The organism is Chitinophaga nivalis, from assembly GCF_025989125.1.
GTDB lineage: Bacteria > Bacteroidota > Bacteroidia > Chitinophagales > Chitinophagaceae > Chitinophaga > Chitinophaga nivalis.
Map to the genome: position 1 here is coordinate 844,225 of NZ_JAPDNR010000001.1, position 22,055 is coordinate 866,279.

Sequence of the window (22,055 nt, forward strand, 5' to 3'; positions counted from 1 at the left end):
ACATAATATCCCTATCTCTTTTCAGCCGTTCTTCCCGGCAATAACAAATATATATGAAGACATATTTACGCCGTTATCTTACCTTATCTCTCCTTATACTGACTGCCCTGGCGGCGAAAGCCTCACCGCACCGGCTGACGGCAGCAGCGAAGGATACGAAGCCTGGCACGGGAAGGGCCGGTTTTAATGTAGCCTTATCCACTACTGCTTCCACTATTGTCGCAAACATACCATTTGATATCAACATTGATTTTTCGGAGCAGATAAATGTGGTGACAGCACAAGCGTTTACCGTAACAAATGGCTCCGTTACCCGCATAAAGTACATCTATGGTACAAGAGCTATCATCACCGTAGTACCTAATGGCAGCGGTTTATTCTCCATATATGTGCCGGCTAACAAAATTACCAGTCCGAATGGTTATGGTAATATTTCATCCAACCAGCTAAAGATGAACATCACGGCCGCTCCTTATGTATCGATCGTGTTTTTGCCGGCTCCCCGCAACTATAAGCTGGGAGAGCGGGTTGATTTTACGCTGAGGTTCACGGAGAATGTAACGGTAACGGGTACACCTTATGTGCCGGTTGCGGTTGGCGCCCTTACCAGAAAGGCTGTTTATAGAAGTGGTTCCGGAACCAATGACCTCATCTTCAGTTATACGGTAGCAGAAGATGATCTTGCGAATGAGCTGACCCTCAGCAATAACCTGGAGATGGACGGAGGCGCCATTAAAAATGCAGGGGGAAAAGATGTAGCACTGACTTTCTCTTATAATATCCCGTCCCTGCAATTGAGATCTGGTGTAAATGGTGTGCAGCCAAAGGCTACCTGTTCAGGGGCAACTGCCAGTAACAGCAGAACAGCCACTGTGACGCTTACTTTCAATGAAACCATCTCCGGCCTGACGACTGATGACTTTCAACTGGATGGTGTGCCTGGTACCGTAGTGGAGAGTATTGGGTTTACACCCCCCTTTGGTTATGTTATTGTACTAAAAGTACCGTCACCGGCAACAGGCACGCTCACCTTCCGTTTACCTGCGAATAAAGTGGTTAATACAGCGGGTAATGGTAATAAGGCCTCAGATCCGTTGCTGCTGACAGTGAATAATACTGTGTTGGAAGTAACTGGTGTGGAGGTGCCGGCAGCGCGCAACTATACTACCGGTGATCAGATTTTTTTTAAGGTGAATTTTTCTGATAACGTAATAGTCAACCAGGTTGGCAGTGCCCCTTACCTGCCTGTTACCATTGGCGCAAAACAGGTACAGGTGGCTTATCATACAGGATCTGGCGGGGACAATATCCTTTTCAGCTATATAATACAACCGGGAGACAAAGATATCGATGGTATAGAAGTGGGACCAGCCTTGCTGGTTGCCCCGGCTGCCATACAACATGCTTCGGGCGTACAGGCCTTGCCTGCCTTACACCAGGTAGCTGATACAAGACAGGTACAGGTGAATGCCACGCAGCCCCAGGTAGACCTTTCAGGTCCGGGATATACCATCGTGAAAGGCCCCTTTACGGTATTGGCTGTTTTTAGTGAAGATGTAACGGGATTTACGGCATCAGATGTTGTATTAACCAATGCTACTGCTGTTATCACGCCGGAATCTGATGTCCGTAACTATTTTATTGAGATCACGCCAATAGATGATGGACCTGTAAGTGTTTCTATTCCGGCAGATGTAGCCTTTAACAATGGTCCTAATGGGAATACAGCTTCTATCCAGATTGATGTAGTGGCAGATCTCACACCACCTGTTATTACGCAGGTGGATATTCCGGCTGCAGGAAAATATGGTACCACCAATACCCTGGACTTTACCCTGCACTTCAGTGAAGATGTGGTCTTGCGGCAACAGGGAGGAACTCCCTATCTGAATATAGGCATTGGCGGCAAAACCGTTGCTGCCAACCTAACCGCTTATGACAACAACACCATGACTTTTAGTTATCCCATTCAGGATGGAGACGTGGATATGGATGGTATTGCGTTGGAGAATAATCTTATCCTGGGAGGCGCGCGGATACAAGATAATGGTGGTAATAAGGCTGATCTTAAATTACCGGTGGTTGATCCGGCTGGTATATTGATCAATACTGTACGGCCTTCGGTAGTATTATCCACGACCGCTCCGGCGCTTATCAATAATCCATTCACCGTATTGGCTGATTTTAGTGAAGCCGTAACCGGACTTACAGCGGCCAGCTTTCTGTTAACCAACTGCTATGTGGATAACGTGACAACGAGTGATAATATTCATTACGTAGTGGAGGTATCGGGCCAAACGAATGGAGCGGTACAAATATCCCTGCCGCAGGATGCGGCTGTAAACAGTTTTTCAACTGGTAATACGGCATCGAATACACTGAGCTTCACAGCGGACTACCGGGATCCCAAGCCGGTAACACTGGATCTGCCTTTGAGTAAAACGTATGGAGCGGGTAGTACTTTGTTATTTAAGCTACATTTTAATGAACCGGTAGTCGTTGCCAGTAGCGGTACGCCTTATCTGGCAATTAATTTGGAAGGGAAAACTGTTCCTGCACTTTATACAGGCGGCAGTGGTACTAATGCACTAACATTCACTTATACCACCCAGTATGGCGACCAGGCGTTGAGTGGTATATCATTGGGTACAGGTTTTTCTTTTGGTGGCGGACTTGTTCAGGATCTTGCAGGCAACATCGCTGTTACGAAGCTGCCTGTCAATAATCCGGGAGGGATTGTGATAAACACCATACGGCCTACTGTTACATTATCAGCTGTGTGGCCGCTTATACTGAAAGATCCCTTTACTATAAAAGCTGTTTTCAGTGAAGTAGTCACCGGATTTACCGCGGCAGATTTAAGTCTGGTAAATGCCACTGCTGACCAATTACAAACAATAGACAACATTACCTACACGATGGTAGTTACACCATCGGCCAGTGGGGCTGTAAGTATCGCAGTACCTGCAGATGCTGCTGTGAATGGATTGTTAAATGGTAATAGTGCTTCCAATCAGCTTAGTGGTATGGCGGATATAACACCTCCGCAGATAACAAGTGTAGACGTGCCTGCCAACGGGTATCATCATGCCGGCCATACGCTGTCTTTTACGGTACATTATAGTGAAGTGGTGGAAGTAAATACCCTGAACGGGGTGCCTTATCTCGCGGTGAATATGCAGGGTACTACCGTACGCGCTATGTATACCAGTGGTTTCGGTACCAATGCGCTTACTTTCAGTTATACGATTCAGCCGGGCGATATGGATATGGATGGTATTGCACCGGACACGCAGTTGTCATTAAATGGTGCTGTTATTAATGATGTCGCCGGTAACCTGGCGCCATCTGCGCTGAATAATGTGCCGGCTACAACAGGTGTATTTGTAAATACCGAACATCCGACGGTAACATTGTCTGCTTCAGCGGCGTCTCCTGTTAATACAGCTTTCACCGTAACTGCGGTGTTCAGTGAAGTGGTAACCGGACTATCATCAAGTGATTTTACTGTGTCAAATGCAACGTTAAGCAACCTGCAGACAACTGATTATATTACCTATACGATACAGGTTTCGCCCGCTGGCGATGGTGCGATCAATATTTTCTTGCCGGCGGATGTAGCCGTGAATATTGGTAATAATGGTAATACAGCGGCTAATTCCCTTCATCTCTTTGCTGATGTCACTGCACCTGTTGTCGGGCAGGTGTTTGTACCTGTCAGTGGCTATTACAACGCGACAGGGGTGTTGGACTTCATCGTTTGGTTTAGTGAACAGGTAACGGTTAATACAGGAGGTGGAACGCCGTCACTTGATATAACTATTGGTGGAGCTGTCGTAAAAGCACTTTACAAGAGTGGAGCAGGTACAAACAGTTTGTCATTCAGCTATGCGGTGCAGCCAGGAGATATGGATATGGATGGTATTGTATTAGCGGCGCAATTGACATTAAATGGTGGTGCTATTGTTGATGTGGCAGGTAATGCAGCCATACTTACATTGAATAGTGTGGGTAATACCAATAACGTTTTCGTGAATACAGTACATCCTGCAGTAACATTATCCACTACTGCGGTATCCCCTGTTAATAGGGTGTTCACAGTAAGTGCGGTGTTCAGTGAAGTGGTAACGGGATTATCATTAAGTGATTTTACGGCGTTAAATGCGTCGTTAAGTAACCTGCAGACGACCGATGATATTACTTACACATTAGAGGTAACGCCTGTTGCCAGTGGATTGATAAACATATTCTTACCGGCGGATGTGGCGGAAAATATAGGACACAATGGTAATACCGCGGCGAATACGCTGCAATTAGCTGCGGATGTTACTGCACCTGTTGTTACAGCCGTACACGTGCCAGCTAATGGCTATTATAATGTAACCAGGCCGCTGAACTTCTCTGTAGAGTTTAGTGAACCGGTAACGGTTAGTGGTACGCCATCATTTGAGATAACTGTAGGCAACGTTGTTGTGAATGCCCTTTACAATGGCGGTTCAGGTACAAACAGCTTGTCATTCAGCTATGCGGTGCAGCCGGGAGATATGGACCTGAATGGGATTGAATTGTCTGCACTGTTGTCTTTAAATGGGGGTAGTATTGTTGATGTGGCAGGGAATGCCGCCCTACTCACCTTGAATAATGCCGGTAATACCAGTGGTATTTTCGTGAGTACAGTACATCCGACCGTAACGTTATCTGCCAGCCCCGCGTCTCCTGCCAGTAGTTTTATCATGAACGTAACTTTCAGTGAAGACATTAAAGGAATATCGTTAAGTGACTTTACGGTTTCAAATGCTACTTTAAGTGACCTGCAAACTAAAGATAACATTAAGTACACGGTACAGGTAACGCCTGCCGCCGACGGTTTGGTAAGTATCTCCTTACCGGCCAATGTGGTGGAAAACACAGGTGGTAACGGTAATGCGGCTTCCAACCAGTTGCAATTAACTGCCGATATCACTGCGCCGGTTGTTACACAGGTAGGGGTTCCTGCCGATGGCTATTACAACGCGGCAAAGGCGTTGAACTTCTCTGTTCAGTTTAGTGAGCCGGTAACGGTGAATATAGGTGGCGGTAGCAGACCATACCTGGACGTAACGATTGGAAAGTCTGTCGTGAAAGCCTTTTACAATAGCGGATCGGGTACAAACAGCTTGTCGTTTAGCTATACAATACAACCGGGAGATATGGACCTGGACGGTATTGCCTTGTCTGCGATGTTGTCATTAAATGGTGGTAGAATTGTTGATGTGGTGGGTAATGTGCCTGTCCTCACGTTGAATAATGTGGGTAATACCAATAACATCTTTGTGAATACAGGATCTCCGGTAGTAACCTTATCTACTACTGCGGTATCCCCTGTCAATACCGCTTTCACGGTAAGTGCGGTGTTCAGCGAACTGGTGACCGGATTATCAGCTGGTGATTTTAATGCATCGAATGCCACTTTAAGTAATCTGCAAACAACCGATGGTATTACTTATACCCTGTTGGTAACTCCTGCCGGGGATGGTGTGGTGAGTATATCCTTACCCGCAGGTGCTGCAGAGAACACAGGTGGTAATGGTAATACCAGCTCCAATCAGCTGCAGTTAAATGTGGATGTTACCGCACCTGTTGTTACGCAGGTACAGGTGCCTGCCAATGGTTATTATAACGAAGCAAAGGTGTTAACTTTCTCCGTTCAGTATAGTGAGCCGGTAATCGTGGATACGGGAGGTGGTACGCCATCTCTTGATATCATTATAGGTGCATCTTCTGTGAAGGCCCTTTATAGTGGTGGTGGTACGAATAGCTTGTCGTTTAGTTATACAGTACAGCCAGGAGATATGGATATAGACGGTATTGCCTTGCCTGCGGCGTTGTCATTAAATGGCGGAAGGATTGTTGATCTGGCCGGTAATGCAGCTGTACGCACGTTGAATAACGTGGGAAGTACCAATGGTGTCTTCGTAAATACGGCGCATCCGACCGTCACATTATCTACTACGGCGGCGTCTCCTGTTAATGTGGCTTTCACCGTAAGTGCTGTTTTCAGCGAAACCGTAACCGGACTGTCTGCTAATGATTTCATAGCATCGAACGCCACTTTAGGTAACCCGCAAACTGCCGATAACATTACTTATACCTTGTTGGTAACGCCCTCCGGCGATGGGCTGGTAAGCATTTCCTTACCGGCGGATGTAGTGGTGAATGTTGCTGGTAATGGTAATACGGCGGCCAATACACTACAATTAACTGCCGATGTTACCGCACCGGTTATTACACAGGTACAGGTACCTGCCAATGGTTATTATAACGAAGCAAAGGTGTTAACTTTCTCCGTTCAGTATAGTGAGCCGGTAATCGTGCATACGGGAGGCGGTACGCCATCTCTTGAGATCATTATTGGCGCATCTGCTGTGAAGGCCCTTTATACCAGCGGTACTGGTACGAATAACTTGTCGTTTAGCTATACAGTACAGCCGGGAGATATGGATATGAATGGTATTGCACTGGCAACACAGTTGTCATTAAATGGGGGAACTATTGTTGATATGGCTGGTAATGCAGCTGGACTCACGTTGAATAATGTGGGAAGTACCAATGGTATCTTAGTGAATACGGCACATCCGACAGTAACGTTATCTACTACGGCAGTATCTCCTGTTAAAACTGCTTTCGACATAAATGTGATATTCAGCGAAGCCGTTACAGGATTATCATTAACTGATTTTACTGTTGGTAATGCCACTTTAAGTAATCTGCACCCGATCGATAATATTACCTATACTGTAATGGTAACGCCGATCAGTGATGGCCCGGTTAGCGTATCGTTACCAGCGGATGTAGTCGTAAACATTGGTAATAATGGCAATACTGCTTCCAATTCGCTTCAATTAACCGCGGATGTAACGGTACCCGTTGTTACACAGGTACAGGTGCCTGCCAATGGTTATTATAATGCAGGTAAGGTGTTAACTTTCTCTGTTCAATATAGTGAGCCGGTAATCGTTCAGACTGGAGGCGGTACGCCATCGCTGGCGATAACGATGGGCGGATCCGTCGTGAAAGCACTTTATACGGGTGGTTCGGGAACGCATGACCTCTCATTTAGCTATACAGTACAACCAGGCGACCTGGATATGGATGGTATTGCACTGGCGACACAATTGACATTAAATGGCGGTACTATTGCTGATATGACGGGCAATGTAGCCCTACTCACCTTGAATAATGTGGGTAATACGAATGGTATTTTCGTAAATGCGGTGCATCCAACCGTAGCGTTATCTACAGCTGCAGTATCTCCTGTCAAAGGTGCTTTCACTGTAAATGTGGTATTCAGCGAAGCCGTTACCGGATTATCAGTAGGTGATTTTATAGTGTCCACAAATACGACTTTGAGTAATCTGCAAACAACCGATCGTATTATTTACACATTGCAGGTAACGCCAGGCGCTGATGGTTTGATTAACCTCTCCTTACCGGCAAATGCAGCGGAGAACATCGGTAGTAATGGTAATACTGCTTCTAATGCACTTAAACTAACCGTTGATATGACCACTCCTGTTGTTACACGGGTACAGGTGCCGGCTAATGGTTATTATAATGTGGCGAAGGTGTTAACTTTCGCTGTCCAATATAATAAGCCGGTAATTGTTTATACGGGAGGAGGTACACCATCGCTGGCGATAACGATGGGCAGATCCGTTGTGAAAGCGCTTTATAGTAGCGGATCAGGAACGAATAGCCTTTTATTTAGCTACACGGTACAACCGGGCGACCTGGATATGGATGGCATTGTATTGGGAACACAGTTGTCATTGAACGGTGGTGCGATCAGTGATGCTGCGGGCAATGTAGCGGGACTCACCTTGAATAATGCAGGTAATACCAATAACATTTTTGTGAATACCGTACATCCGGCAGTAACGTTGTCTACTACTGCGGTATCCCCTGTCAATGCTCCTTTCACGGTAAGTATAGTTTTCAGTGAAGCAATAACCGGATTATCATTAACTGATTTTACGGTTTCAAATGCGACTTTGAGTAATCTGCAAACAACCGATCGTATTATTTACACAGTACAGGTAACGCCGGCCACTGATGGTTTGGTGAGCATCTCCTTACCGGCAGATGTAGTGGAAAACATCGGTAGTAATGGTAATACAGCTTCTAATGTACTTAAACTAACCGCAGATATGACCGCTCCTGTTGTTACACAGGTACAGGTGCCGGCTAATGGTTATTACAACGCCGGCAAGGTGCTGACCTTCTCTGTTCAATATAGTGAGCCGGTAATTGTTCATACGGGAGGAGGTACGCCATCGCTGGATATTGTTATCGGTAGTGCTGTTGTGAAGGCTGTTTACAGCAGTGGTTCGGGTACGAATAACCTCTTATTCAGTTACACGGTACAACCGGGTGACATAGATATGAACGGAATTGCATTGGGGGCATTAAATGGCGGTACTATTGTTGATATAGCCGGTAATGCAGCATCACGCACCCTGAATAACGTGGGTAATACCAGTGGTGTATTTGTGAATACCGCGCATCCGGCAGTAACGTTAACTACTACTGCGGTATCTCCTGTCAATAAAACATTCGCTGTAAATGCGACTTTCAGTGAAGTCGTAACAGGGCTTTCGTTCAATGATTTTGTGGTTTCAAATGCTACGTTGAGTAAACTGCAGACGACTGATAATATCACCTACACGGTATTGGTAACGCCAACTGCCGATGGTTTGGTCAATGTATCGTTACCGGCAGATGTGGCCGTGAATATTGGTGGTAATGGTAATACGGCAGCTAATACGCTTCAATTAACCGCAGACGTCACTGCTCCGGTTGTGACGCAGGTGCAGGTGCCGGCTAATGGCTATTACAATGTGGGCAAGGTGCTGAATTTTTCCGTCCAATATAGTGAGCCGGTAACGGTTCATATGGGAGGTGGTGTACCATCACTGAATATCAACCTGGGTAGCGCAGTGGTGAAGGCTGTTTACAAGAGTGGTTCGGGTACGAATAGCCTCTCCTTCAGTTACACAGTACAACCGGGAGATATGGATATAGATGGTGTTGTATTGGGTACGCAGTTATCATTAAATGGAAGTACTCTGGTGGATATAGCCGGTAATGCAGCATCACTCACCCTGAATAACGTGGGTAATACCAGTGGTGTATTTGTGAATACCGCGCATCCAACCGTAACGTTAGCTACTACTGCGGTATCTCCTGTCAATAAAACATTTGCTGTAAATGCGACTTTCAGTGAAGTCGTAACAGGGCTTTCGTTCAATGATTTTGTGGTTTCAAATGCTACTTTGAGTAACCTGCAGACGACTGATGGTATCACCTACACGGTACAGGTAACACCTAATACCAATGGTTTGGTGAATATATCGTTGCCGGCAGATGTGGCCGTGAATATGGGTGGTAATGGTAATACAGCAGCTAATTCCCTTCAACTAACTGCAGACATCACCGCACCGGTTATTACACAGGTACAGGTACCGGCTAATGGTTATTATAACGCAGCCAAGGTGCTGACCTTCTCCGTCCAATATAGTGAGCCGGTAATGGTTCATACAGTAGGTGGTACACCATCATTGAACATCAACCTGGGTAGCGCAGTGGTGAAGGCTGTTTACAGCAGTGGTTCGGGTACAAACAACCTCTTGTTCAGTTACACGGTACAACCCGGCGACCTGGATATGGATGGTATTGTATTGGTGCCGCAGTTGTTGTTAAATGGTGGTAGTATAGTGGATGTGGCGGGCAATGTGGCTATTCTCACTTTGAATAATACAGGTAATACCAATAACATCTTTGTGAATACCGTACATCCGGCAGTTACGTTGTCTACTACTGCAGTATCCCCTGTCAACAAGGCTTTCATTGTAAATGTAGTTTTCAGCGAAGGGGTAACCGGTCTTTCATTAAATGATTTTGTTGTTTCAAATGCCACCTTGAGTAACCTGCAAACAACAACGGGTAACACTACCTATACCCTATTGGTAACGCCGGCGGCAGATGGTAGTGTTAGTGTTGGATTGCCGGCAGATGCAGCTGTGAATATTGGTTTGAACGGTAATCTTATTTCCAATGTGCTGGTTACCAGGGCAGATCTTACTGCCCCTGTTATTACTGCAGGGCAGGTGTTTAGTGTAAAAGGAAGAAGCCCGGCCGGACAGGTAGTGGGCACAGTCGCTGCTGTTGAAACAACCGGTATCCTGCAGCAATGGAAAATTACGCAGGATGGTGCAGGCGGCGCACTGGCGATAGATCCGGCTACCGGCGCTATTACTGTCAAAGATGTGACCATGCTGAACAGCAGGATGAATACGACAGTCACCTTACAGGTAAGTGTGAGCGATGGGCTTAATGTTAGTGTACCCGTTACAGTTAGTATCAAGGTATTATATGTGGCATTACCACCAACGGATTTGCTGCTGGATAACTATTCCATTAAGGAAAATAGTCCGGTGGGTACATTGGTGGGTAATCTGTCGGCTGTTACCGCAGACCCGGCGTCTACGGCATTTACCTACCAGTTGGTAGCAGGTGCCGGTAGTGATGATAACCACTTGTTTACTGTTACGGCGAATCAGCTTACCACGGCAGCAATATTGAACACCGCAAAACTGACGTATGCGATAAGGGTACGTGCCGCAGAGCCTACAGGACTATTTGTTGAAAAGATGTTTACCATCAACTTATTGTTGGTAAATAAGGCGCCGGTAATGGACCCTGTTAAAGATCAGGCGATTTGCTATACGGATGATATGCAGCAAATAACGGTAACAGGGGTATCTCCTGTGGAAGATGGGCAAACGCTCTCCTTCGCGGTAATAGCAGACCGGCCTTATTTTAATAAGCTTACGATCAGTGCTGACGGGAAAATCAGTTACCAGCTGAAACCGGATGTAAGTGGTGTTGCGCGGATAACTGTTATTGTAAAAGATAATGGGGGGACTGCTCATGGCGGTGTTGATTCCTTACGCAGGACTTTCGCCTTAACTGTTCATAGTACGCCGGTGGTGTCCATTACCAGTGATAATGGTACTACTGTTTCGCGGGGAGATGTAGTCCGGCTGACTGCCAGTGGTGGCAAGACTTACAGCTGGGCGCCTGTTGCAGGGATCATTAGCGGGGAACAGCAAGCGGTATTAACCGTGCGGGCACAGCAAACAAATGTTTACCAGGTAACGGCCACCAGTGCCGTAGGATGTGCTGCTAAAGGGGAAATAACGATTCAGGTAACTGATGACTTTAAGATAGATGCCACCAATATCCTGACGCCTAATGGAGACGGGAAAAATGATAGATGGGTAGTCCGTAACCTGGACAGCTATCCGGACAACGAGGTGACGATCTATGATCGGTCTGGTCGTACGGTATTTCATCGCAGGAACTACAGCAATGATTGGGATGGTACCTTAAACGGGCATCCGCTGGCAGAAGGCACCTATTACTATATATTGCATATAACAGGTAGTAATAAAACGGCTAAAGGCTTTATTACCATCATCAGGGATAAATAGCCGAATACACTTTGTAATAGCACCCCGGTAAGTTGTAACAGCCAACTTGCCGGGGTTTTTGTTTGGATAAGGTTTGGCCGGTTGTGTAGTGTTCGTGCTGCATGGTATCCGGATTACAGGCTGTAGTGCGCGTCGCTGCCAAGCGAAACCCCGGCTATGATTAGCCGGAGGGTTCGGTCATATGTCTAAATTATAAATTGATATCTTATACTGTTGAAGGCAATATGATGTTGTGGTTATCAGAAAGAAAATGCCCGGCAGCCAGGAATAGCGCTGGGGTATCGATCTTGAAAAAGAAATTGAATCAGGTCGTCATTATCTTCCCTTATTTTATCTATCATTTTATCAGCGTGTCACAAAGCACTCAGGGAGTATTTGAACTATAACTATAGCTTTGAAAGGTAGCACCTGCACCGATGTTGCCGGTATGTACATACATGTTGTAAGCGCCGTCTGCAATGACCACGCTGCAGGTGGCAGTAGGATCTATAGATCTGAAATACCTCGCTCCTATCTGCTGTGCTTTTTTCTCCAGTTCTCTCCGCTCTTCAGCGGTGTATAATAGTGGGATGGGGGGTAGTTTTTCAAACACATTGGTAAAAACCACCGTTTTATGAAACTCTTTTATACTTTTCATAGCAAGATTGGGCGTCGTTTACGGATACGTTAGTTTTCATCCGGCAGGATGCAGGGTTGAATACCCGATACAGGAGCCGGTTGCCGGCAGATCCTGTCTGTAATAATGGTTATTGATGTGTTGACGCTCCGGAGCCTTTTAAAGATATAAAAAAGGCGCAGGGCTCAACTTGCAGTCCGTGTAGCTTGGCGGCCCCGGGTACATGCAAGCGAGCCTGCGCCATAAGGTGCAGGCATCGCCTTCATTATCTCAGGGCCGCCAAGCTACATGAGATAAGATCGATGACAATGCGATCAATAAGTTAGAATCGCAAATCTAATTTTTTTATAGAAATTATATTAAACAGATTAATATATTAAAAATCAATCTGTTATTTAATTTATCAGAGAAATTTGGTGCTTTTTTTGTTTATAAAGATAGTCTTTTTTCTTCAATTAGGGTTTTATCCCTAATTGATATTTGAAAAATCATTCCACTTTCCCCCTCAGGGAATATGGAAGAAATAAATGAAATAGCGTTATTAAAGGAACTAGGAGCAAGCCTCAGGAAAACGAGGACGCAAAAGGGATATACTTTACTTCAGATAGAAGCCTGGAGTGGTATAGATAAAAGTGATGTGAGTAAAATCGAACGAGGTAAAATTAACCCTACCTATTCGACGCTCATTAAACTATGCGTTGCACTCGAAGAACCGCTATACAAGGTATTGCAGGTAAAAGGCTGATACCGTAACCCATACAGCTGCCTGGCAAAACAACGATGTGCTTTCCCTGCTCCACCCTCTCCTGCCAGCTATATAAACAAATGCGGGAAGAAACAGGTAAATCTGTTCTGCTGTTTATTAGCACTGCCGGAAGTTAATTTAGTAAAGCCTGCCGGCCTGTATATTCGTAACCTTTTAGCCTGGTATTCCGATTCCATCACTTCTATATTTATTGTATGAAAAAACACACGTTTACCGGTAAAAAACTGAACAGAAATGAAATGAAAACCGTCCTGGGTGGCCAGGCGAAAATTATATGTCCACGTGTAATCTGTGGCTCCCTGCTGGCCGGATTGGAATGTGTACTCCAGGGATGCCGTTGTGCTACCGACAATAGCTGTATTCCCAATTCATGAACAAAGCCTTACATGAATTAACGTACATGCATATACGATATATGAAAAAGGCATACACCTTTCGTCATATATAATAAACCCCGACCTTGAAAGGCCGCGGTATTGCGTATTTACATGTTAATTTTATGTGGGTCGTTCGTGTATACTGTAGCAGATAACGTGCTGCTGTTATTGATTTTCATACGGTGTTGCTGCACCGTGGCAGATATCCATATGGATATCAATGCCATCAATACCAGTACTATTATCAACAACCGGCACAGTTGTTTATACATGCTGAGCTGCACTTGCATTTGTATATGGGCACGCGCTTCTGCCGCTGTAACAGCCAGTTTCAGCGAGTATCGATGCGTTTCAAGGCTTACGGTATCTTTTGTATATACATTACTCATGATGGTTACTTTGATAATTAAAAGCACGGTACCAGGAATAGTACCGGGGTTATATGATAAAACTAGCGTGATGTAGTTTTGTCTGCTGTAAGGGTATCGTTAAGCCCCTTTATCATACAGGGATAATATTACATGGAGGCCGGGTATGTCCGCCAAACCGCAACTATATGGTAACCGCCGCTTCCATACAGGAGCGCGGGGTTATAACAGACCTCACCTCCGGATTGATCCGGACAGTGCGTCATTCCTATAGCAGTGATGTTACTGGCAGTTTCCCGGTTATCAGATAATGTTTTCATTTTCTGCATGTTTAGGATAATGGTTATAAGAGATGTTCCTTCTCCCAAAACAGGATGACAGGCGGAAGGAAAGGACTTTCAGGAGCAGGCATCCATAACACATTATTTACTGCCAGGCAGTAATAAACTTAAGATACCCGGAGGCACCATACGCGTGCTATATTGCTTTTGTAATATTCTCACATTTGAAACAGCATCTAAAACAACAGGTGATATGCTGTATGGAGGTGGCTGATACAGCTCCTTAAAATTCCCGTTGAATAAAAATAAATAAAAAAATGCTATTAATGATAAGCAAAATAGTATTATCTGTAACCATTTTGCTTATCATTAATAACCAATTTGTTACATATTTGTTATTTTATGCTATTTTTCTAAACATGGATAAGGATAAGCGATACAAGACCATTAAGCGGCTAATAGAAAATAGCAGCAATGTTGAGTTTCACAGTATTTTCGACATTGTTCCGCCATCAACTGTAGCCCGGCACATGGGACTCAACTATAATAACTTTACGAATAAACTAAAAGATTGCAGCCGTTTTACCATCAAGGAAATTACCAAACTATCGGAGTTAATAGGCCTAAACGAAATCGTCATTGCAACATTGATTATTAACGCGAACAACATACAGAAAAAGAAAAAACAAACTTCAGCCTGAGTACCACGACTCAACTTTCTGCATACTTCATTTATAACCCGCAGCATTCTAATCACCTGTTTACTACTATTACTACTGTTAATGTATGTCCACGACCTGATGGTATGCCTGGCATATGGCTATATGCAATGGGATCGTCGTGTAGGCATGACTGTGCATATTAAGTCGTGAAAGAACCAGTGGATACAACAGCTATCAGATAAATGAACAGGATGACAACAGCTGTATGGGACGGTTATCCCATCATCTTTTAAACAGATGGGTTACGGAAATTGTGTGATATTGTTTTTGACAAACGTATATAACCGGTCAACCACCTGGTCTTTGGCGGCTGCAAAGGAGGCTTCGTTTTCCTGGTATATAGGATCTGCGGCTATCGCCTGTGACAGTTGCATCATATCGGTATGTAATAGCCTGATGTCATCCAGCCGGCTACGTGCCGCACGGATACAGGCGGCTACCTGCGGTAGTTCCAGTTGTGTGATCAGTTGGTTGGTGACTACCTCGGGATAGAAATAAACGGCTGCATCAAACCCTTCATACGCTTCGTAGTTCAGCCACTCATTCACCGCTACGAGGCAATATTCATAGGGATTTAAGGTACCTGGTTCATCCAGCTGTATCCAGTAATTCCGTTGCACTTTTTTAATATCAGCAATGGCGAGGATGATATGATCCAAACCGGTAGTGATGTTATGCGCATATCTTTTCAGGATACGTTCTGTAAGGGTAAACCGTTCTTCATCAATACTGGTAAGTGTTGCAGGAATATCAAAGTTGTTTTTGCGAAGATGTTGTACGGCTGTTTCCGGAGAAACGGATACTTTGTCAATAATCAGCTTTATCGTGGCTGCTTCAAATAGTTGCTGTGCCTGCAGGAGATCACCGTTCGTCTGCTCCAGCAGGGTGATGGCATAACGAATACCTATGGGCACTATCTGGCGCAGCGCGGCTACTTTATCATCGATCTTCATCGCTATATGTACATTTTAACGGCAATCCGTGAACAATACCAAAATTACGGATTAAACGGTTGTTGGCTGCTTTACCGGTAAGCTGTACTTTTACCGGTAAAGCAATATGGTATGTCAGCACCCGTAACACCAGAACAAATAGCCACCAGATGGTTTGCCGCCTTTAATGAACATGACCTGGAAAAATTATTATCGCTTTATCATGATGAAGCCGTGCATTACAGCCCTAAACTGAAGATCCGGCTGCCGGAAACCAATGGATTGGTTCGGGGCAAGCAGGCCTTGCGCGATTGGTGGAAAGATGCATTTGACCGCTTACCCACCCTGCACTATGAAGTAACTACCTTAACCGCCAATAACGATCGGGTATTCATGGAATACATCCGTCAGGTAGGTACCGAACCGGATATGCTGGTCGCGGAAGTACTCGAGATCAAAGATGGTAGTATCACAGCTTCCCGCGTATATCACGGATAGTTGCCGGATGGCGCAGCAAAAAATGATTGTAACCGGCAATAGCAACTCCCGGAACGGTAAGACCGTATTAGATAAGGGAGACAGCGATTGCCGGTTTTTTACGCCGAAAAATATAATTGTCTTGACGACAGTAATAATCTTTACAAGGATTATAAATAAAGGTTGTTATAAATAATTCCCCCTACATTTAATCGCATGTTTGCTTTTAAACACTAATCCTGAACCCGTAACAAAAAACCTTACAGCGAAACTCAACATCCACCTTTAATTTTATGAAAAGAAATCTTGTATTACTGATCCTGTCGGGATCTATGGCCCTGCTGTGGGCTTCATGTCAGAAAAATGAGCTGAATCATTCCACGGAAGCAGCGTTGTCTGATAAAACGGCCGCCGTACAGGTATCAAAAAAAGGACCGCAATCCTGTTTTAGCGGTACCTATATTGATACGATGCACTACAATAATACGCCGCAGCTATACATTTTTAACGGTAACCAATATACGAGGTATGATGTGTTAGCCAATACTTTCAATGGCGTTACTTCCATTTCCAATTATCCCAATATGCCATTCGGTTCCATCGATGCATCCTATGTGGATTACTGGCATTATGGAGGTCGGCCGCAATTGTATATGTTCAGCGGCAACCAATATGCCCGGTATGATATGAAGAACAATAGCTTTGAAGGTACTACTGCTATTACCAATTTCCCCAACATGCCTTTCACTAGTGTAGATGCGGCATATGTGGATACCTGGCATTACGGAGGCCGGCCGCAATTGTATCTGTTCAGCGGCAACCGGTATGCCCGTTATGATATTTTAGCCAATACATTTGAAGGCACTACTTCCATTACCAATTTCCCGAATATGCCTTTCACTAGTGTAGATGCGGCATATGTGGATACCTGGCATTATGGAGGCCGCCCACAATTATATCTGTTCAGTGGTGGCATCTATGCCCGCTATGATATTTGGGCCAATACCTATGAGGGCGTGAATACCGTTGCCAGTGGCTATGCGGGATCTCCGTTTTGCCACTAGGTAAAGAGGCGTGTTAAAAAAGAAGATAATAAACCGGGTCGGTTAGCACAACAATTGCAATCATATCATAAGTGTCCTTCTCTTTAAAAAAGGGAAGGATACCTTATTTAATAATCGATATGGAAAAGTAATAAGACATTTTTGTCGTGTTGATTTGTGGTGAAAATGAAAATGTAATCAAGTTATCATCTGTCTGATATATTACCTTATCAAGAAAAGTTATTTTGATGAAATGATTGACTGTATTGTGTTTCGTCGTAATTTAAAAATTACCTGTCACGATTTTGAAATAATGGAACGGCAATTTTTATAACAGAAAACCATATTAACAGAAAATACTGCACGCATTACAAAAACAAACCCTCATTTAATAGATACCTGAAAAATAATTGTACCAGGAGATAGAAAAACATTAATAAGTGTACGTTCCCAAAGAATATTTTAGCTGTAAATAACCGGCTGCATTGCGTTTGAAAACCCTGAAGACGTAGTAGTGTTGTACTGGCAGAAATCACATCGCAGTGGACAAAATATATTTTTTCAATGTAAATGGTACCATCTGCATACCTAACCGACATTCCCTGCAGTCACAATTGTGCCTGTTGGAATCGTTATGAAGAGTCACACCGTCTTCAAGGAGAGCCTAATATTGACTTTATAAAACGGAATTATTCGATCAGCTTAGCCCACAGTTCACTGAAAAACAGCATAGATAGAAAACCTGGAAAAATAGCATAGATAGAAAACCTGTAGCATTATTCTGATAACCATATCAGCGACGAGTAAATGAGCATTTTTTTCAACCATAAAATAAAACTGAGAGTATTATGATTTCCCTTTTTACATCCAAACGAGGCAAATTATGTCGATCGTTATTGACATGTTGGCTATTTCTTGGGGTATTGCATAGCAATCTCATGGCACAGGTAAGCCCGCCTGTAGCGGCCACTACAAAGCAACACAACAAGCAGGTAATTGGCTATATTACCCAGTGGGACGCCTGGAAAAATGTGGCAGGAACCGTTCCATTAGGTGGTTACAACCAATTGAACCTGGATTATTCACAGTACACAATTCTTAACTTTTCATTCTTCGGTGTAGCGGTAGACGGTTCGTTACACAGCGGAGATTACCGGAACAAAAATATCTATCAGGTAGGCGCTGTACAACAACCTGCCGCTTTATTGAATACAGATATCTATAGCAGCTGGGATCTGTATTTGCTTTACGGCGAACTGGATGTGCTGTATAACGTTGCAGATAACAGTTATGCCTACTCCCTGGGCTACCGCAATTCAGGCGGTGGATGGACCAACGTAAACACCGGTAAATCCGGTTCTTTCCCGTTGTCTGTTCCTAAACAGGGCGGTGCTCCCGGCCTGCTCGACCTGGCCCATCAGAAAGGTGTGAAAGTACTGGCAGCTATTGGTGGCTGGAGTATGTGTAAACACTTCCCTGAAATGGCAAAGGATACAGCTAAACGCGCCCGCTTCATTGCTGGTGTGAAAGAGCTGATTGCCATGGGTTTTGATGGTATCGACTTCGACTGGGAATACCCCAACGATATCGGTATGAATATCGAAAATTACAGCGCTGCCGACTATACCAACTTTGCGACACTGGCAGAAAAAGTACGTGAAGCCATCGGACCTAACAAACTGTTGACTTCCTGCTTCTCCGCTGCTCCGGCTAAATTGCAGGGTTTCAACTGGCCCCGGCTCAACAATTCATTTGACTACTTCAACATCATGACCTACGACTTTAACGGTGGCTGGTCAAACAAAGCAGGACACAACTCTCCTTTATACGATTATCCAGGTGCTGAGTACAACAACTTCTCCCTGGATGCTGCTACCAAAGCACTGCGTACACTGGGTGTTAACCTGAGCAAAGTAACCCTGGGCGCTCCTTTCTATGGCCGTGGTGTAATCACTACCGGCAATGCTGCCTTAAACGGTCCTACTACCAAACGTCCTGAAACGGTTCAGCCGGATGGTCCGATACAAACCTGTGCGGATTATACCAACTGGGCTAAAGACGTATGGGATGGTACCCCCAGCTATAGCTATATCGTGAATAACACAGGCAGTGGTTCCGGCTGGACGGAATATTGGGATGATGTGGCAAAGGTGCCATACAAAACCAATGGTAAATATTTCCTGAGTTATGATAATGAGCGTTCTGTAGCTGCAAAAGCACAGTATATTAAAGATAATAACCTGGCAGGTACGATTGTATGGCAGGTATACGGAGACATGGTAAACATGACTTCCTCCACAGTGCCTAAAGGCAAACTGATTTTCTGCCCTAACACCCGTCACCCACTGGTAAATAAAATCAATGAAACATTCGCCGCTGGCGGTACTGGTAACCAGTCTCCTAAAGTGAGCATTACCTCTCCTGCAAACAATGCTACCTATACTACGCCTGCTACCATTAATATCACAGCTGCTGCCAGTGATACAGATGGCGTAGTAAAAAAAGTAGTTTTCTACAATGGCACCTCTGTACTGGCTACAGACAGCGTAGCTCCATATAGCTATAGCTGGACAAACGTTGGCCAGGGTAGTTATACCCTGACGGCTGTTGCTACAGACGATAAAGGCGCTTCTACTACTTCCTCCGCTGTAAGCGTTTCAGTAGGTAGTGGTCCTATCAGAGATTCCGGTAAAGTAATCGTTGGTTACTGGCAGAACTGGGGATCACCAACAGATGCTTCTCCGTATATTCCTCTCCGTGATGTAAACCCTAAATACAATGTTATTCAGATTGCATTTGCGATGAGCGGAACAGACAAGGCTACTTTGAACTTTGTACCTGAAAATACGACTCCTGCCGCATTTGCAGCAGATGTACAGTACCTCCAGTCACAAGGTAAAAAAGTATTGCTGTCTATCGGTGGCGAAACCGGTTCCCTGGATCTGACTTCAGCAGCACAGAAACAAGCCTTCATCACTTCCCTGAAAGGATTACTGGATCAATACAATTTCGATGGTATTGATATTGACCTGGAAGGTGGTGCTAACCTGCAACTGAACAATGGCGACAATGACTTCACCAATCCAACTACACCGAAAGTAGTAAACCTCATTGCAGGTGTGAAAGAAGTACTGAGCTATCGTAAAGGGCTGGGTAAAAACGGCTGGCTGACAATGGCTCCTGAAACTTACTATGTACAAACCGCTTACGGTTCTAACTACGCTCCGCTGGTAGGTGCTTATCTGCCGGTAATCTATGCGCTGCGTTCAGAACTGACCTTCATCCATACACAATACTATAATACCGGTTCTGTAATGGGACTGGATAATGGCATCTATGGCCAGACTACTTCCGACTTCATCGTTTCTATGACAGAAATGTTGTTGCAAGGATTCCCTGTATCCGGTACCGGAAAAACTTTCCCTGCATTGCGTGAAGATCAGGTAGCCTTTGGTTTGCCTGCTTCCTCCAGAGCAGCTGGTGGCGGTTATACTACTCCTGCCAACGTGAAAAAAGCACTGGATTACCTGATCAAAGGACAAACCTTCGGTGGTGCCTATACCCTGCGCAAACCAGCCGGTTACCCAGGAGTTAGAGGTATCATGACCTGGTCTGTTAACTGGGATAAGGTAAATAATGATGAATTTGCGAATACCTATTACGAATACTTCTTTGGTGGTACTACCGTTAATAAACCGCCGGTAACGAGCATTACTTCTCCTGCCAATAACGCTACCTATGTAGCACCTGCCAGCATCAACATCCAGGCAACTGCGAGTGATCCTGACGGTTCTGTAACCCGTGTGCAGTTCTTTAACGGCAGCACCTTACTGGGTACAGATAGTACTTCACCTTACACTTATACCTGGAACAACGTAGCAGCAGGTACCTATAACCTCACCACAGTAGCTACCGATAACAAAGGCGCTACAGGTACTTCTACTGTTGTTACAGTTAGAGTGAATGCTACCAACAATACCAATCCGGTAGTAAACATTACTTCTCCTGCCAACAACGCTACTTTCACAGCACCAGCAACTGTTAACATCGCAGCTACTGCTACTGACAATGACGGTAACGTGGTAAAAGTAGAATTCTTTAATGGCAGCACCTTACTGGGTACTGATACTTCCGCACCTTATAGCTTTGCCTGGAGCAGTGTAGCAGCTGGCACTTACAGCCTTACTGCCAGAGCAACAGACAATAGCGGCGGAACAGGTACTTCTCCTGCTATCAGCATCACTGTAAATGGTGGCGGTGGTAACTGCGCAGGCGTACCCGCTTATCAGCCTTATCCGAAAATCTACAACAGAGGCGAAAAAGTTGTATACAACAATAACCTCTACGAATGTCTGGCCGATAACCTGTACAACGTAACACCAGGTTCTGCTTCATGGTGGTGGAATCCACTGGGAGCATGTACTGGTGGCGCTGCAGCTGTTTCAACTTCCGCTTCTTCCGCTGTTGATGCTGCTAAAGCACCTGCATTAACCAATACAGCAGATGCCAGACTGGAAAAACTGATCGTTTATCCGAACCCTGTAAACGGTAACGATCTGCAATTAAAAGTAGATGGCAACCCAGGCGAAAAACTGCTGATTGAAGTAGTAAGCCTGCAAGGTCATGCACCAGTATTACAACAGGTGCATATTGCCAATGCAAAAGGCGCTCAGCCTGTAAGACTGGATGTAAGCAAGGTGCCAACCGGTACCTGGATTATTAAAGTAACCAGCCAGAAAACAGGTAAAGTGACCAGCACCAAATTAATCAGGATGTAAGAGCATAGGTATATAACAAGAAAAAAAGCGAGCCTCCGTTACTGGAGGCTCGCTTTTTTTATATCCTGGCTGATGGCAGGTTAAAATTTTGATGGAGGAAGTTTCATATTCCGCCGGTGTGCGGGATATAAGGAAGGCCCCCCGGCCAAACCAGGGGGCCGTTA

The 22,055-nt window shown here is 44.9% G+C and carries 9 protein-coding genes; 6 read left to right on the plus strand and 3 right to left on the minus strand.

From position 1 onward, the window contains the following. Positions 1-53: 53 nt before the first annotated feature. Positions 54-11,531, plus strand: a complete 11,478-nt coding sequence (locus OL444_RS03585) for an Ig-like domain-containing protein (protein WP_264734604.1) — start codon at positions 54-56, stop codon at positions 11,529-11,531. A 364-nt stretch (positions 11,532-11,895) separates the two neighbouring features. On the opposite strand, the gene OL444_RS03590 is transcribed toward OL444_RS03585, so the two are convergent. Next, on the minus strand, positions 11,896-12,168 hold the full coding sequence (locus OL444_RS03590) for a hypothetical protein (RefSeq protein WP_264734603.1): 273 nt from the start codon (positions 12,166-12,168) through the stop codon (positions 11,896-11,898). Between the two features lie 493 nt (positions 12,169-12,661). On the opposite strand from OL444_RS03590, the gene OL444_RS31890 reads away from it, so the two are divergent. Continuing rightward, positions 12,662-12,892 carry a helix-turn-helix domain-containing protein gene (locus tag OL444_RS31890; protein WP_371878167.1) on the plus strand — a complete coding sequence of 77 codons (231 nt, stop codon included), beginning with the start codon at positions 12,662-12,664 and terminating at the stop codon, positions 12,890-12,892. Between the two features lie 215 nt (positions 12,893-13,107). After that, positions 13,108-13,287, plus strand: a complete 180-nt coding sequence (locus tag OL444_RS03595; protein ID WP_264734602.1) for a bacteriocin-like protein — start codon at positions 13,108-13,110, stop codon at positions 13,285-13,287. Between the two features lie 110 nt (positions 13,288-13,397). Here OL444_RS03595 and OL444_RS03600 read toward each other — a convergent pair whose 3' ends face one another. Both OL444_RS03600 and OL444_RS03605 read right to left on the minus strand, forming a co-directional pair. Then, a complete protein-coding gene (locus tag OL444_RS03600) occupies positions 13,398-13,679 on the minus strand; it encodes a hypothetical protein (protein ID WP_264734601.1) in 282 nt (93 codons plus the stop codon). 1,224 nt (positions 13,680-14,903) lie between these two features. Continuing rightward, the gene (locus OL444_RS03605; protein ID WP_264734600.1) at positions 14,904-15,614 is read right to left on the minus strand and encodes a hypothetical protein; all 711 of its coding nucleotides are present in this window, start codon (positions 15,612-15,614) and stop codon (positions 14,904-14,906) included. A gap of 111 nt (positions 15,615-15,725) precedes the next feature. Here OL444_RS03605 and OL444_RS03610 point away from each other — a divergent pair, with 111 nt between their 5' ends. The 3 genes from OL444_RS03610 (at position 15,726) to OL444_RS03620 (ending at position 21,891) form a co-directional block, all read left to right on the plus strand. After that, positions 15,726-16,091 carry a nuclear transport factor 2 family protein gene (locus tag OL444_RS03610; protein WP_264734599.1) on the plus strand — a complete coding sequence of 122 codons (366 nt, stop codon included), beginning with the start codon at positions 15,726-15,728 and terminating at the stop codon, positions 16,089-16,091. Positions 16,092-16,363: 272 nt separating this feature from the next. Beyond that, the gene (locus OL444_RS03615) at positions 16,364-17,134 is read left to right on the plus strand and encodes a hypothetical protein (protein ID WP_264734598.1); all 771 of its coding nucleotides are present in this window, start codon (positions 16,364-16,366) and stop codon (positions 17,132-17,134) included. A gap of 917 nt (positions 17,135-18,051) precedes the next feature. Continuing rightward, complete coding sequence (locus OL444_RS03620; protein WP_264734597.1) at positions 18,052-21,891, plus strand: glycosyl hydrolase family 18 protein; 3,840 nt, start codon at positions 18,052-18,054, stop codon at positions 21,889-21,891. Positions 21,892-22,055 lie beyond the last annotated feature (164 nt).